At 69.8% G+C, this 14,907-nt stretch carries 9 protein-coding genes; 1 reads left to right on the top strand and 8 read right to left on the bottom strand.

Annotation, left to right across the window (positions count from 1 at the left end):
* Nucleotides 1-739: 739 nt before the first annotated feature.
* The 5 genes from ACFYYN_RS39470 to ACFYYN_RS39450 all read right to left on the bottom strand — a co-directional run bounded on the left by ACFYYN_RS39470 (nucleotide 740) and on the right by ACFYYN_RS39450 (nucleotide 9,555).
* Nucleotides 740-1,765, bottom strand: coding sequence for a helix-turn-helix domain-containing protein (locus ACFYYN_RS39470; RefSeq protein ID WP_500549621.1), 1,026 nt, complete (start codon nucleotides 1,763-1,765; stop codon nucleotides 740-742).
* Nucleotides 1,766-2,031: 266 nt separating this feature from the next.
* Complete coding sequence (locus ACFYYN_RS39465; protein ID WP_500549620.1) at nucleotides 2,032-2,706, bottom strand: hypothetical protein; 675 nt, start codon at nucleotides 2,704-2,706, stop codon at nucleotides 2,032-2,034.
* Nucleotides 2,707-3,998: 1,292 nt separating this feature from the next.
* On the bottom strand, nucleotides 3,999-4,715 hold the full coding sequence (locus ACFYYN_RS39460) for an alpha/beta hydrolase (RefSeq protein ID WP_500549619.1): 717 nt from the start codon (nucleotides 4,713-4,715) through the stop codon (nucleotides 3,999-4,001).
* A gap of 85 nt (nucleotides 4,716-4,800) precedes the next feature.
* The gene (locus tag ACFYYN_RS39455; RefSeq protein ID WP_500549618.1) at nucleotides 4,801-7,581 is read right to left on the bottom strand and encodes an ATP-binding protein; all 2,781 of its coding nucleotides are present in this window, start codon (nucleotides 7,579-7,581) and stop codon (nucleotides 4,801-4,803) included.
* 999 nt (nucleotides 7,582-8,580) lie between these two features.
* Nucleotides 8,581-9,555 (bottom strand): alpha/beta hydrolase, encoded by a 975-nt coding sequence (locus ACFYYN_RS39450; protein ID WP_500549617.1) that lies wholly within the window; start codon nucleotides 9,553-9,555, stop codon nucleotides 8,581-8,583.
* Nucleotides 9,556-9,972: 417 nt separating this feature from the next.
* On the opposite strand from ACFYYN_RS39450, the gene ACFYYN_RS39445 reads away from it, so the two are divergent.
* The gene (locus ACFYYN_RS39445; protein WP_500549616.1) at nucleotides 9,973-10,452 is read left to right on the top strand and encodes a MarR family winged helix-turn-helix transcriptional regulator; all 480 of its coding nucleotides are present in this window, start codon (nucleotides 9,973-9,975) and stop codon (nucleotides 10,450-10,452) included.
* An 18-nt stretch (nucleotides 10,453-10,470) separates the two neighbouring features.
* Here the strand turns inward: ACFYYN_RS39445 and ACFYYN_RS39440 are convergent, their stop codons facing one another.
* The 3 genes from ACFYYN_RS39440 to ACFYYN_RS39430 all read right to left on the bottom strand — a co-directional run bounded on the left by ACFYYN_RS39440 (nucleotide 10,471) and on the right by ACFYYN_RS39430 (nucleotide 14,680).
* Nucleotides 10,471-11,079, bottom strand: coding sequence for a sigma factor-like helix-turn-helix DNA-binding protein (locus ACFYYN_RS39440; RefSeq protein WP_500549615.1), 609 nt, complete (start codon nucleotides 11,077-11,079; stop codon nucleotides 10,471-10,473).
* 495 nt (nucleotides 11,080-11,574) lie between these two features.
* Nucleotides 11,575-12,771 carry an epoxide hydrolase family protein gene (locus ACFYYN_RS39435; RefSeq protein ID WP_500549614.1) on the bottom strand — a complete coding sequence of 399 codons (1,197 nt, stop codon included), beginning with the start codon at nucleotides 12,769-12,771 and terminating at the stop codon, nucleotides 11,575-11,577.
* 418 nt (nucleotides 12,772-13,189) lie between these two features.
* The gene (locus ACFYYN_RS39430; RefSeq protein WP_500549613.1) at nucleotides 13,190-14,680 is read right to left on the bottom strand and encodes a dihydrolipoyl dehydrogenase family protein; all 1,491 of its coding nucleotides are present in this window, start codon (nucleotides 14,678-14,680) and stop codon (nucleotides 13,190-13,192) included.
* Between the last annotated feature and the right edge of the window lie 227 nt (nucleotides 14,681-14,907).

The following is a 14,907-nucleotide window of genomic DNA, read 5'->3' as shown; positions in this document are numbered from 1 at the left end:
TCGGCCGCTCCCTGGGTGCGGATCTCCAGGCGGGTGAACGCCCTGCGTACGGCGTCCCTCCAGTACTCGTCCCTCTCGGCGGGCGGTTGGATGTCGGTGCAGAATGCTTCGATCACGATGTCCTCCTGAACGGCACTGAAGGCATCTGGTTCCCGGACTCGCGTGCAGGTGACCGGGGCATGAGGCGCCTGGGAGCCCCTCTCCGCGGCCACCGTAATTTCCCCCTGCGATCGCCGGCGGCCGTCCGGGCAGGTCCGTGGGATATCCGCAGCTGTGCGAATCGGAGACTGCGGGATTCCCGCCGTGCAGCTGTGTGCAACCGCGAATGTCTTGCACGTTCCGTGGACGTCACCCGCCCTGGCCGGAGCCCCCTCGATCGCATGGCCGTGACGGGCAACGGGGAGGACACGCTCTGTATTTCCGGTATCGCGCTGAGCGAGGTTACGCGTATTCATCCTCGTGGGCCGCGGGTGCCGGCGGTACGTGCCGCCGCTGAAATGGGCCGGACTCCGGCGGCCGGTTTCTTGGGGCGGGAACCGGAGCTGATGTCGTGCACGAAAGGGCAAGGAGAGATCGTGCACGCACAGGCAAGGCGACGACCCGTGTGCTGCCTCCTGTGAAAGAGTCGGCAGCGCCGCGCGCTTTGTCCGCTCGACGTGCCCGGGCCTTCAGGGCGGGTGCCTGGTGGCTTCGGGCTGCTCCAGCGGGCGGCTCGTTCTCCGCCGCCGGCCGTGCCCAGTTACGGTCCGCGAGATGAGGCCGAAGTGCCCGGGCGGGAAGGCGCCGTTGCCGGTGAATGCCCGTTCTGCCTGTCGCATGGTTGCCACCGCAACTCGCGGGGGCTCACACCGTACGCCGCCTTGAACACCCGACTGAAGTGGGGTGCGCTGGCGAACCCCCACCGGTGGGCGATCGCCTCAATCGTCATGAACTGATGCACCGACGACGCGAGTTCTCTCCTGCACTCTTCGAGGCGCTGCGTCCGTATCCACTCGCCGAGGCTGATTCCCGCTCGGGACAGGGTCAGGTAGAGCTGCCGTACGGAAACGTGATGCTCGGCGGCGATACGTGCCGCAGTCAGGTCGGGTTCTGCCAGATGGAGGCGGACGTATTCCCGAACACGGAACAGCAGTGTGCTGTTCAGAGGTGCTCCGGCCAGATCGTCACGGCCCGGGATCATGCTGACCACAGCCCTGATCAGGTCGACACAGGGTTGCGCGAACAGGGCGGCCTCAGCCTCGCCGACAGCGGCCTGGTTGCGGGCCAACCGGGTGAATAGCGCTGCTGTGGCACCCACGACGGGGCGCTGCGAACTCAGTCGTACAGCTGTGACCTGGTCGAGCAGGGACGGCCGCAGCCCCAGGACGTGCGTGGGAACGCGCACGAGGACCGAATGCATCGTGCCGTGGAAAAAGACCTCATAGGGCTTCGCGTTCTCCAGCACCGCGAGATCTCCCGCCCGGATCACACCCCGCCTTCCTCCCTGGTGGAAGGCGGAGACCCCCGCTTCCTGGAGATGGACGAGAACGTGCGGCACGAAGTCCTCGTCCACCGAGGCGGAAGCACGGCGCAGGCGGGCCACGTTCCAGCCGATCTCCGAGACTTTCACCGACCCCACCGCGTTGGTGGTTGCGCTGGCCCTTAGAAGATGCGGGTCCGGGGGAAGGTCCACCTCTATACGGCCGTTGATGGCCCACGAGAATTCACGGATCGCGTCCGCGCGATCGCCAGGAGCCAGCGACGCCACGTCGAGTCGATCTGCCATGCGGGCTCCCTCCAGAACCGGTCGCGGGCTGGGACAGATCTCCACCGTACCGCGGCAAATGCTGCATTTTGTGGCTTTTGCTGTATTGCACACCTTTATCTTCGTGCGGCCTTGCGGTCCGCAGCGCGGGGGCATGGGGAACGGTCTCGGATTCGCGGTGCTCTCCTGGGTGAACCTCGATGGGGAGGGCGGTGCTCCGCAGAGGATCGGCCGAATCCCCAGCCCGTGGCAGAAGGCCCGCGACCTCCTGCCACACGCGTTTGAGGTCAGCCTGTTGCCGGGACGGGTTCTGCGGCGCCGGACGCGACCACCGCGTGAGCGGCGTCGGTGGCCGGGGGTGTGATGGGGGTGTAGAAGACGCTGCCCTGCCTGCGGGCGCGTTCGGCGCGGCCCTTGGCCACCAGCGCCTCCAGGGTGTTACGCACGACCGGGGCGCTCGGCGTGGCGCGCTGAGGGTGCTGCTTGGCCAGGGCGTCGACGAACTCACTGACCATGCGCGGTTCGCTGCTTCCCGCCAGTATGTCCGCGACCAGGCTACGCAGTGTCGGCTCCGTGCTCGACGGTGAGCTGCCCGGCTTCGGCTTCCCGGCCGTCTTGGGGGCAGGCGTCTTCTTACCGGCCTTTCGGGCCGCCGGCTCACCGGCCGGCTTCTTTCGCCCGCGCGGACGGGGCACTGGCTGGGTGGCGGGCGTCACCTTCGGCTCTTCGGCCTTGTCGGCAGACGCTTCACCTGCCGGTTCTTCCTCCATGACCACGCTTGAGGCGCCGGCCACGGTTCCTTGCAGTTGGGTCAGCCACGCCTGCTCCTGCTCGAGCTGAGCCAGCCGGTTCTGGAGTTCCGCGAGTTGCGTGCGGACCTTTTCCTGTTCGCCGGCGTTGTTGTCCAGGTCCTCTGCGAGACGCGTCGCATACCGGTCCTGAATGGTGTTGTTGTCGGTCACGACACTCCTCGTGTGTATGGGGTGGTGCTGCCGGATGGTACCTACCCGTGAGTCAATGTGTGTTGTTGTTGCGTGCCGGCAGCCCGTATCGCCCCTCTTGTGGCAGCCTTGTTGGGCCTCAGTAGAGCGGCGAGGAAGCCGTCGAGCAGTGTGACCGGTGCCCTTGGGGGGATCCCCGTCACTATTCGAGGTCTCTTTTACAACGACGCCGGCGCCATGAAGGCACGTGGAATTGCGCGGAGTTGTGGGGGCGGCCTCCGTTTCGTGGCCGGACGGACGAACGCGGGCACTGGGGCGCGTGACCATCCAGGGGCTTGGCCGGCGCCTGCGCAGGGGTCTGCGCCTCTTGCAAGTGCGCGTGATGGCAGCGCGAGCGTCTCCTGCTGGCCGATCCGGCCCTGCCTGGCTACGTAGGTCAGAACTGAGAGTAGATGTTCATGGCTTTCGGGAACGACCCCAAGGGCAGAGACTCGGAAATCTTGATGAGAAGTAGCAACGGTTAGACAGTGTCCGCTCCACCGACGCCTACGTCCACGCCGACATGCGTCTGGGGCCGGCCTGCCGGACAGCCGGGGGAGTGGGTCCCCTGTCAGGGACAGTCTGCGACGGGAAACGGTGATGAAGTCGCCTTGTGCGGCAATGATGCGCGAGCGCAGTGCGAAACAGTCCTCATCGGGGGCCAGGCCGCGCTTGACGGCGATGTGGACGCGCCAGATCTGCTCGTCCAGGGCATGGGCCGCCTCTGCGATGTCCTTGTCGGCGACGAGGTTCACCATGCTCAGTGCCTCGTTCCACGGCCGCCAGTCGGTGCTGGTCGCCACGACCACACCTTGCGGGATGCTTTCGGGGCGGGAGGACTCCATGTCGCTGAGATCCACCAGCACCGTTGACGACTCCCGCAGCACCCGTGCGCAAACAGCCGCTTGCTGTTCACGGACCCAGTGCCGGTCCTGAGCGCGCCTGCTGACCACACTGCCGACGAAGACACCGATCAGCGTGGTCGCCACCGCTCCGCCTGGCGCGGCCAGCATGCTCCATAACTCGCTCACACATCCAGCCTGACGGTACGAGGACCTGCTCGACAGGGCGCTTGAACCTGCCCGGTCCGCCGATTCCCACGTCCAGCGCTGGACCGTGAAGGAGGCGGCAGGCACCGCCGGTTCGCAGGGCCAAAAGAGGTAACCGGGTTGGAGTGACACCCGGCCGAATGGTTGCGCCGTGGGGAAGTGCGGACCTGCGCAGAGCAGATCGCCGGGTGCGGCGGCCGGAGTCTGCCGGACCGCAGGTGCCCACTACTGCATTGGCCGGTGGGCGAGTTCGTGGCGGAGAATGCGGGCCAGTTCGGCCGGCTGAGAGAGGAACGGGCTGTGTCCGGAGTGCAGGCGGACGGTGCGTTGGGCGCGGGTGGCCATGGTTTGCTGGAGCGGTAGCGGGATGGCCAGGTCCTGTTCGCACAGGACGTAGGTGCTGGGTACGGTGCGCCAGGCGGCCCGGGTGAGGGGCTGGGTGACCGAGGCGAGGGACTGGCGGGCGAGTCTGGCGGCGGCTTGTTGTGCCAGGTGGGGTTCGACGTCGCTGTAGAGCACGTGCGAAGCCTGGGCCGCTTCGAAGTAGCCGTGGCCGGCGTGGCCCTGGGGGTCCTCGTGCACGTCCCAGTAGGGCGGGTGGACGCCGCCGGTCAGGGACAGGACCGAGTCGCCGGTGTCCTGCATCAGGGCGCTGAGGTAGATGATGCGCTCGACGTTGCCGACTGCCGCGGCGGCTTCGGTGACGGGGCATCCTCCGTAGGAGTGGCCGACCACCACGGTCGGTCCGCCGACGGCCGCGGTGGCCTTGGCCACCGCCTCCGCATCGTCGTACAGGCCGCCCAGGGCTGCCGGGTCCTGCCCGCTGCTGGGCAGGGCGACGGTACGTACGTCGAGGTCGGGGAGGTGTTCGGTCAGCGGCTGCCAGCACCAGGTGCCGTGCCAGGCGCCGTGGACCAGGACGAGGGTGGGAAGTGTGCTCACGTGCTGGGTCCTTCTGAGGTGAGGTGACAGGGCCCGCCTTGCCGTTTGCTGCTCGGGTGGTGTGAGGAGGCAGATGACCAGGGGGTCAGCCTTCGAGGGCGTCGCGGAGCATGCCTCGGGAGGTGATGCCCAGCTTGGGGTAGATCTGGTAGAGGTGGGCGCCCACGGTGCGGTGGGACAGGAACAGGCGCTCGGCTATCTGCTTGTTGGTCAGGCCCGAGGCCGCCAGCCGGGCTATCTCCAGTTCCTGGGGGGTGAGCGTGTGCGGTGTGGTGGTGCCGGGCCGCCGCTTGGCTGCGCCGGCGGCGCGTAGTTCGGTCTCGGCGCGCTCCGTCCAGGGAGTGGCCCCCAGGTGCTGGAAGGCGGACAGTGCTGCTGCCAGCGGCCCCCTGGATTCGGTGGTGGCCCGCACACGCCGCAGCCGCTCACCGTGGGCGAGCTGGACGCGGGCGTAGTCGAAGGTCCACCGCCCGGCGCCGGGTACGTCGAGGGCGCGGGTGAACAGCTGCAGGGCCTGGTTGTCGTCGGTGGTGGTCAGGGCGGTGCAGGCGTGGGTGAGCAGGGCGTGGCGTGAGGACAGTTCGGTGATGCCGGCGTCCCGCATGGCCTGGGCGTGGGCGGCTGCCTCTTGGTGCCGGTTGGTCCGCATGGCTGCCTCGACCAGGTCCATCGTTGCCCACAGTGCGTGCGGGGCGTGTGAGGCGAGGTGGCCGGCGGGGCTGATGGCGGTGGCGTGCTCGTAGGCGTCGGCGAAGTCACCGCGTCCCAGGGCCGCCAGCCCTGCGGCGTGGTGCGCGTAGTGGGCGGCGCCGAACGCCTTGCGGCGGGTCGCCCAGTGGATGACCTGCTCGGCTGCCGCGTCCGCGCGGTCGGCCTCGCCGGTGGCGGCGGCCAGGAGGGCCTGGGCGTAGTGGAAGTACCAGGCGAATCCTGTGTAGCCGTGGGTGGTGCACAACTGGATGCCTTCTTCGGCGAGTTGCGCTGCCTCGTCCCACATCCCGGTGAGGTAGTCGTCCAGGGTGAGGTGGATCAGTCCGGCCATGTGCCGGCGCGCCGGGCCGCCGTCTCGTCCCATGCGGACCATGCGCCACTGTGCTTCGCGGACGTCGCCGAGACGGTCGACGTACAGGGTCGCCGAGCCGGTTCGCTGGAGCTGGACGGGGTCGGTGACGTCGGTCAGCTGTGCTATCAGTTTGTCGAGTTCGCCCGAGGCGGCGGCGCCTGTGCGGGCGGGGTCGGAGAAGGTCTTGGCCAGCGCGGACAGCACCGGCGGGGCCTTGGGGGTCAGCTTGTCCAGCGCGCGGTGGTAGGGCTGCCACAGTTCGGGCCGGGCGCCGAAGAAGCACACCAGGGCAAGGGTGTGCAGGGCGTCGATGAGCGACTTGTCCGCGGCGTCGTACCCGTGGGCTCCGGCTTCGATCGCGTCGACCAGCAGGGTGTGCGCGGTGTCGATGTCGCTGTCGCTGTTCAGGATGAGAACGGCGGCGGCCGCGGCCGCGTGCAGGGAGCTCTTGGGGTCCGCGGCCGTGTGCCGTGCGTCGTCCAGGAGCTTTTGGGCGCTGTGCAGGGACCCGGTGGCCTCGGCGCCGACGTAGGCGGCGGTGGCGAGGCGGCGGCTGCGGCCGGCTCCGGGCGGTGTGAGGTCCGCGGCCCGGAGCAGGGTGCGCATGCCGCCGATGGCGTCGCCGCGGCGCAGCGTGAGGCGCGCCGTGTCTTCCAGCAGGGCGGCGACGTTCTCGTCGGGCTCCAAGGTGGCCTCGCCCAGGTGCCAGGCCCGGCGCTCGGGCTGGTCCACCAGGACCTGGGCCAGGGCGGTGTGGACCGCGCGCCGGCGGCTGCTGGTGGAGTTCTCCACCACGGCCGAGCGGATGAGGGGGTGGCGGAACCTCAGCCGTCGTGCGTCCTCGTCGATGTAGACCAGCTGGTCGCGTTCGGCGGGGCCGAGGTCTTCCAGGTCGTAGCCGTCATCGGTCTGCCGGGAGGCGGCCTGCAGGACGCCGAGGTCGCCGACGCCTTCCAGCGCGGCGAGCAGCAGCAGGCGCTGGGTGGGCTGGGGCAGGCTGGTGACGCGGGAGCCGAACACCGTTTCCAGGCGCCGGCTGAGCGGCAGTACGGCCGGGACGTCGCCGGCAGCCGGCCCTGGCGTGGCCGGCAGGGCGGACGGCAGTTCCAGCAAGGCGAGCGGATTGCCGCATGCCACGGTCAGCAGCCTCCGGCGGGCGCTGGGGACCAGGTGGGGGGAGGCGTGGGCGACCAGGCGGGCGGCCGACTCCTCGTCCAGCGGCTGCAGCCGGTATTCGGGCAGGGCACCGCAGTCGTTCAGGCTCGCCACCCCGCTACGTGACGCGGCGAGAAAGCTCACACCTATGCCGACCGCCCGTCGTCGGACGAAGCCCAGGACGGCCGCACTGGCCTGGTCCAGCCAGGGCAGGTCGTCGATCACCAGGACGAGCGGATCTCCGGCCGCGACCGTCCGCAGCAGGAGCAGCACGGCGTTGGAGACCATCAGCATCTGGGGCGGTGAGCCGCTTTCGAAGCCGAGTGCCACGCGCAGGGCGTCACGGAAGGGCACCTCCAGATCCTCGATCTCGCGCTGGAAGGGAAACAGGACCTGGTTGAGACCCGAGTAACTGCAGTTCGCCTCGAACTCCACACCGGCGGCTCGCAGTACCCGGGCGCCCTCGGCGCGGGCTCCCGCCGCGACGGCGTCCAGCACTGCCGTCTTCCCGACCCCGGCATCCCCCGAGACCAGCAATGCTCCGCCTCCGGTGCCCAGGCCCGCGAGCTCACGGATCGTGTGCAGATCGCGGTCCCGACCGATCAGCGCATGAGCCGTATCGCGCTGGGAAGAGTCACTACCGATCACTGCTTGCTTCCGTTTCTTCTCGTGAGCCAGGGGATGGGCGTGGGGCAGGGCTGCCCGCCCGGCGGCGCCCGGCGCGGGGGCCGGCGTGCAGCGCCTGGACGGGGGTACGGCGGGCGGGGCCGGTTGAGCGTGCCGGCCGACGTCGTGTGCGGCCGCAGCCGGCCGTTCGCCGGCCAGGGGCGGGGCCTGTGTGCGGACTGCGGTCAGCGTCCGGCGTGGTGGCCCGGGCCGGTGACCGGCATGTCGAGGTCGCCGACAACCCCGGGTGCCCGATGGGTGCCGGCTCTCGCCGGCGGGCCCGGCCTGCGGAGCGCGGCCTCCTTGCCTGTGCTGCCTGGCGGAGGGGAACCGGTGGGGCCGTGCACGCAGAGCCGTTCACCGGCGCCGGCGTGAAGGACCGGCGGCGCGGCGACCGCGTCGTCGCGGACGGGAGCAACGCGGCGGAGGCGGTCCGCATCGGGGATCGAGGGCAGCAGGTCGCGGTCGCAGCAGGTCCGTCCTCGGCCCCGGGTCGGCACGGTGCGGCCGGCGGCCGCGTACGCATCGGCAGTGGAGAGCGAGACAGAAATATTCAGAGACCTTTGAACTAGTTCATATCGTCGTTTGCACTAGGAGAATACATGGACGCGGGGTGTGGTGCTGCGGAGGACCAAGCCGCTCCGCCGGCGCGACCTGCGGTCGCCGGCGACGGCCGGCTGTCCTCCCCGGGGGTCGGGTCACCGTCGGCCGGGTCCGTGGCCGCCTCCGGCCGGGTGTTGCGGCGCCGTGGCCGGTAGCGACGTGAACGTCCGGGTCCCGTGCCCGACGAGATCGGGGCGGTTGCGCGGCTGCTGGATGGACTGCCGGCCGGGCATCCGCAGCACCGCCATGCCGGCCGTGCCGTGCGAGGCCCGTCCCGTGTTCGCTTGGTCCCTCGGAGCGGCAACGCAGATGAGTGATCGTTGTGTGAGGCAACGCTTGCTGTGGCAAACCGCGACGGCGTCGCGGGCCCGCCTGGAGTCAGATATCGGTGCCAAGCGCCTGGCGGAGGGTGGCTACGGCCTGGGCGACCGCCGTGCGGGCGGCATCGGTTGCCGACAGCGCGTTGAGGATGACGAAGTCGTGGATGGTCGCCTGGTAGCGGGTCGCGGTCACGGGAACTCCGGCAGTGCGTAGTTTCTCGGCGTAGGCCTCGCCTTCGTCCCTCAGGACGTCGGCTTCCGCGGTGATGATCAGGGCCGGGGGCAGACCGGCGAGTTCCTGCGCGGTGGCGCGCAGCGGGCTGGCCGTGATCTGTGCGCGTTGTCCTTCGTCGGTCGTGTACTGGTCCCAGAACCACTGCATGACATCGCGGCGCAGGAAGTAGCCCTCGGCGAACTGGCGGTAGGAGGGTGTGCCGAAGTCCGCGTCGGTGACGGGATGGAACAACACCTGATGGCGGAAGGAGACATCTCCGCGTTCCTTGGCCAGCAGCGTCAGGGCTGCACTGAGGTTGCCGCCGGTGGAGTCGCCGGCCACGGCCATTCGTGTGGGGTCGATGCCGTGCTCACTACCGTGGCGGGTGGCCCATCGGGCGACCGCGTAGCACTCTTCCAGCGCCTGGGGGTAGCGGGCCTCGGGGGAAAGGCTGTACTCGGGGAAGATCACGGCGGCCCGCGTGCCGATGGCCAGTTCGCGTATCAGGCGGTCGTGGGTGCGTGTGCCCCCGAAGACCCAGCCGCCGCCGTGGAGGTACAAGACGGCGGGTAGCGGCCCGTCAGCGTGCCTCGGGCGCACAAGGCGTACCGCGACGCTTCCCTTCGGCCCTCCGGACACCGCGATCCAGCTGTCCTCCACCTCAAGGTGGTGGTGCTCTGCGGCCTGCACCTTCTCCAGCGCCCTGCGGCCTGCTGCCGGACCCAGATCGAACGGGAACGGCGGGGCGGCGGTGGCTTCGGTGAAGTCGCGGGCAGTTGGTTCGAGAACCGGCTGCTGCAAGGGGACGTACTGGGGCATCACGCACTCCTGGTGGGGCGAGAAGGGCATCCGCGCCGGCTGGGGGAGCGGACGTGTAGCGGACCGCGTCTGCTGCCGGTCTCCCGGGCCGCCCCGCGCACGCACAGATGCTGCCTGCGATCCAACTGCGAAAGCGTGCCCTGTGGCATCGGTCATGTGACTGGGGACGCCGGTTGCGGCCGTGTACCGCTGGGAAGCGGCCTGCCTCAAGGGGCGCGGAATGCCCGTGCCGCACTTGGTGACACCAGCGCCCTCGGTAGTGCCGTCTCGGCCGGTGGCGCCATTGGGCGCCGTGTACTCCACGCGCGGGCCCCGCGACCCAGCGTGGCCATTTTAGATGTGCGCAATATAATGGCCTGCGTGGAAGTTGTGGGGTGTACGGTTTAGTGCGCGAGCATTGTGCGGACAGGAGTTGCGATGAGTGAGAACCAGCCCGCCGCTGAGCGGCCGGCGGCGGAGGCTGACGAGGTCAGCCTGCTCCTCGACGACCAGATGTGTTTCGCCCTGTACGCGGCGCAGCGGGCCTTGACCAACCGCTACCGGCCCCTGCTGGAAGAGTTCGACCTGACCTATCCGCAGTACCTGGTGATGCTGGTGCTGTGGGAACACGGGGCGCTGCCCATCAAATCGCTGGGCAAGCTCCTGCAACTCGACTACGGCACCTTGACGCCGCTGCTCAAGCGCCTGCAGGCCCATGGTCTGGTGCGGCGCGAGCGCCAGGCGAACGACGAGCGTTCGGTGCAGATCAGCCTCACCGAGCAGGGCGCGGAACTGCGCAAGCGTGCGCGTGTCATTCCGGCCACGATCGGGCAGGCGGCGGGCCTCACCGCGGCGGAGGCCGCGGATGTCAAGGCTGTTCTGGAGCGCTTGACGGTGAACGTCACCGCAAGCCGGTAAGTCCCCGTGAGGGGGATGTCAGTCGTCAGGGACGCGATCACGCAGTTCGTCGAGGAGCCCACGCCGTTGGGCGGCGGCTGTGAGCGTTTCAAGGAGAAGGCTCCGTCCGTGGCGCAGACGTGATCGCACACTACCCGGGCTGATGTCCAGGATCTGTGCGATGTCGGTGGCGCTGAAGTCTTCGGCGTCGGTCAGGTACACCACGATCCGCACCTCGGCGGGCAGGCGCCGCAGCGCGGCGGACACGTCCTCGTCGGGCAGCAGGTCCAGTGCCTGTGTGACCCGGGCCGCGTGGTCGTCGGGGACCAAAGCCCGCTCACACGGGACCTCTTGGGGGCGTTGTGCGGCGGGCTGGAAGACCACGTTCCCGGGCCGGTTCGGGTCGCCGGAGGTGTCGAGCGCGGTGTCGGCGAGGATCTGGAACAGCCGGACTTCCACGCCGGCTTTCTCGGGCAGCGTCTCGAACGCCTGGAATGCCTGCTGGTAGGTGCGCTGAACCAGGTCGCCGGGGTCGGCATGGCCGCAGGCCATGATTGTCGCGGCTGCGTACATTCGGCCGAGGAAGGGCATGGCCTCACGGTCGAACCGCGCGAGTGCGGTCTCCCTGCCGGCCGGCTGCCGGATCACGGCGCTGTCACCGTCGCCTTCGCCCGTGCACCTGACCGGGTGGACGGGACCGATGCGGGAGCGGGAGCGGTTCCTGTCCGCCCTGGTGCGCGGAGGGCCGCTGCGGTGCGGCGGTGCCGCCCGTGTCCGGCCGGCCAGAGGTCTCGCAGGCGTTCGGATGCCGCTTTCCCCCGATGCCGGCCCTTGACGTGGTCGGTTGTGGCCGGCAGGCATGCAGTGTCGCCGGGCACCGCTGGTGCTGAGGACATGTGGTTCTCCAATCTGACAACAGACCCCTTTTTTCGGCGGAAGGGGGCGGCCTGCTGCGCTCACTCGGTGCGGCGGTCACGGGGCAGTGATCGGGTGCAGGGGCGTGGTGTGCGGCGCCCGCAGGGCTTCGGTGGGGCAGTCCACGGCCCCCGGGTGGCCCGGGGCGGCCGGGCAGCTCGGTGTCGAGCCGCCCGGCCGCCCCGTCGGGCTACGGCTTGTGCACGCGGTAGTGCACGGGCCGATGCGTCAGCGCATCGAGCGGAAGCCCGCACGCATCTCGCGGACCAGCAGTTCCGGCTGCTCCCAGGCGGCGAAGTGACCGCCCTTGGGGAGCCGGTTGTAGTGGACGAGGTTGGGGTAGGCCTGCTCGGTCCAGCTCTTGGGGGCCTGGTAGAGCTCGTCGGGGAAGGCACTGACGGCGACCGGGAGCTTGACGTTGTTGATGCCGAAGAACGAGGTGGTGTTCTCCGCGTACAGACGTGCCGCGGAGATCGCCGTGTTGGTCAGCCAGAACAGCGTGATGTTGTCCAGGACGTCATCGCGGGACAGGCCCTCGTCGACGCCGTTGAAAGCCCGGGTGATCAGGGCCAGGCTCTTCGCGTCGTGGTCGAGCATGAAAGAGGCCAGGCCCACAGGGGAGTCCGCGAGCCCGGTCAGGGACTGCGGGCGGTCGCCCATCATGTAGGCGTAGTACACGTGCCGGTACACGAAGCCGAGCTGCTCGACCGCGGCCTGCTCCTCCTCGGACAGCGACAGGCCCTCGGGCAGCGGGTCGCCCTTGGCGAGCGCGGCGTCGATGTCGGCCGGAATCACCTTGGGCATGTTGGTGTGGATGCCGGCCAGGCCCTGCGGCTCCTGCGCACCCATCAGGTCGGTGACGATCGCGCCCCAGTCGCCGCCCTGCGCGACGTACTTGGTGTAGCCCAGGCGCTCCATCAGCTCACCCCAGGCGCGGGCGATGCGCTCGGGGCCCCAGCCCTTGGCGGCGGGCTTGCCGGAGAAGCCGTAGCCGGGCATCGAGGGGATCACCACGTGGAAGGCGTCGGAGGCGTCGCCGCCGTGGGCGGTGGGGTTGGTCAGCGGCTCGATGATCTTCAGCTGCTCGACGACCGAGCCCGGCCAGCCGTGCGTGACGATGACCGGCAGCGCGTCCTCGTGCTTGGAGCGGACGTGGATGAAGTGAATGTCCAGCCCGTCGATCTCGGTGATGAACTGCGGGTAGGAGTTCAGCTTCGCCTCGACCTTGCGCCAGTCGTACTCCTTCGCCCAGTACTCCGCGAGCTTGCGCACCGTGTCGAGCTGGGTGCCCTGGGACTGGTCTTCGACGGTCTCCTTCTCGGGGAAGCGCGTGGCCTGGATGCGCTGGCGCAGGTCCGCGAGCTCCGCCTCGGAGAACTGGACGGTGAACGGGCGGATGGCGTGTCGGTCGGTGGTGACGGACATGATGGTCTCCCAAAGGTCTAAATGAATGAGCAGATAGGCGGGCGACACGAAGTCGCCGAGATTTCCGCGAATCGAGATCCCGCCGGCCGGCTGAGGCCGTGTGGCCCGCTCCTGTTTTCCGGCGCACTTCAATCATGGGCGCGGGCTGTAAGTGCGGTAATCCGGAACGTGACCTAGATTCCGTGGCGGCGGTGGCGTCGTTCCTAGGTAACGTGACGCGGTACCGGCAGCCACCGTCATGACAGTCACGCGAACCGCGAACCGCGAACCGCGATGCGCGACCTGCGGGCGGCGGCGCGTTCCGTGCCGAGCTGTCGCCCGGCGCAGCGTATGGGGAGGGCGTGCATCCTGCGGCAGGTGAGCGGGACGAGGTCCGCGGGAGGGGTTCCGCGGCGCGAGGCAGCGCAACGCGGGGTGATCAACGTCCGGCGGCGAACGCCGGAAGCGTCGGGCCCCCACGTCCCGCGGCCCTGGCGCCTTGGCCCCGGTGGGTTTCCAGCAGCCTCAGCCAGATCTCGCTGATCGTGGGGAAGGCGGGCACGGCATGCCAGAGCCGGTCGATCGGTACCTCGCCGGCGACGGCGACGGTGGCCGAATGCACCAGTTCTGCCACGCCGGGCCCGGCGAACGTCACGCCGGCCACGGTGCGACGGTCGAGGTCGACGAGCATGCGGGCCTGGCCGCGGTACCCCTGGACGTACTGGTGGGCGCCCGCCACGTGCGCCAGGTCGTAGTCGACCACCTTGATCCGGTGCCCGAAACCGATGGCGTCGTGAGTGGTCATGCCGACGGAGGCGACTTCCGGATGCGTGAAGACCACCTGTGGTACGGCCATGTGGTCGGCGGTGGCCACATGCGCACCCCACAGGGTGTCGTCGACCACCTCGCCGTGTGCACGTGCCCCGATGACGGCGCCGGCGATGCGGGCCTGGTACTTGCCCTGGTGGGTCAGCAGGGCGCGGTGGTTGACGTCGCCGACGGCGTACAACCAGCCGTCGGCGACGCCGGTCACCCGGAAGGTGTCGTCCACCTTCAGCCAGTCGCCCGGGGTGAGACCGATCGTCTCCAGCCCCAGGTCCCAGGTGTTGGGGGCCCGGCCGGTGGCGAACAGGATCTCGTCCGCCACCAGGTGCCCGCCGCCGGCAAGGGCGATCTGGACCTCGCCGTTCTCACGCGCCAGGCGGGCCACGGAGGTGGTGAACCGGACGTCGACGCCGGCCTCGCGCAGGCCGTCGGCCACCAGTCGGCCGGCGAAGGATTCCATCCGCTGCAGCAGCCCTTCCTCGTGGACCAGCAGGGTCACCTCGGAGCCGAGCGCCTGCCAGGCGGTGGCCATCTCGACGGCCACAACGCCGCCGCCGACGATGGCCAGGCGTGAGGGGACCTGGCCGGCACTGGTTGCCTCACGGCTGGTCCATGCGCGGACGGTGTCCAGGCCGGGAAGTGCGGGCACAACCGCATGGGTGCCGGTGGCCACCGCCACGGCATGCCGCGCCGAGAGCGTGATCGTGGCCCCGCAGGCGGTCTCGACGCGGACGGTTCGCGGGCCGTCGAGACGGCCGTGGCCGCGGATCAGATCGACACCGGCCGACTCCAGCCGGCCGACCTGGGCCTCGTCCTTCCAGTAGGAGGCCATCTTGTCGCGGTGAGCCAGGACCGCCCTGGCGTCCAAAGGCCCGGCGACCGCCCGGTCAAGCCCGGGCACCCGGCGCGCGTCAGCCTGCACCACCACCGGGCGCAGCAGCGCCTTGCTGGGGTCGCAGGCCCAGAAGGAGCACTCGCCGCCCAGCAGTTCACGCTCCACGATCACGGTGCTCAGCCCGGCGGCACGAGCGCATTCGGCCACGTTCTCGCCCACCGGCCCCGCGCCGATGACGATCACGTCGTAAGTGCGGGTGGTCTCGTTCATCACTGCTCCGTACGGGTGGGGGGAATCGGGTCGGAAATGGCAGGGCCCGGATGACTGCTGGCTGCCGGCGCGCGCGCTCACCGTCGCCAGCAGCGAATGGGGGGCGGGCAGCCCGTCGGCGGACTCCCGTGACGGCCGCCGGGGCGGGGCGTGTGGGGTTGTGCCGGTGGTGGTGCGCCGGACGTGGCAGGGGGGACCGGCGGCCGGCCGCACAGCCCGGTCTGGCA

The sequence above is a fragment of the Streptomyces sp. NPDC001902 genome (assembly GCF_042891295.1).
Taxonomy (GTDB): domain Bacteria; phylum Actinomycetota; class Actinomycetes; order Streptomycetales; family Streptomycetaceae; genus Actinacidiphila.
Note: the sequence above shows the minus strand (reverse complement) of the source record. Positions and strands in the feature narration are given on the sequence as shown.

Bases quoted from the DNA above. Each gene is read 5' to 3' on its own strand.
- ACFYYN_RS39430 (WP_500549613.1), bottom strand. From the start codon at position 14,680: ATGAACGAGACCACCCGCACTTACGACGTGATCGTCATCGGCGCGGGG.
- ACFYYN_RS39435 (WP_500549614.1), bottom strand. From the start codon at position 12,771: ATGTCCGTCACCACCGACCGACACGCCATCCGCCCGTTCACCGTCCAG.
- ACFYYN_RS39470 (WP_500549621.1), bottom strand. From the start codon at position 1,765: ATGGCAGATCGACTCGACGTGGCGTCGCTGGCTCCTGGCGATCGCGCG.
- ACFYYN_RS39445 (WP_500549616.1), top strand. From the start codon at position 9,973: ATGAGTGAGAACCAGCCCGCCGCTGAGCGGCCGGCGGCGGAGGCTGAC.
- ACFYYN_RS39450 (WP_500549617.1), bottom strand. From the start codon at position 9,555: ATGCCCCAGTACGTCCCCTTGCAGCAGCCGGTTCTCGAACCAACTGCC.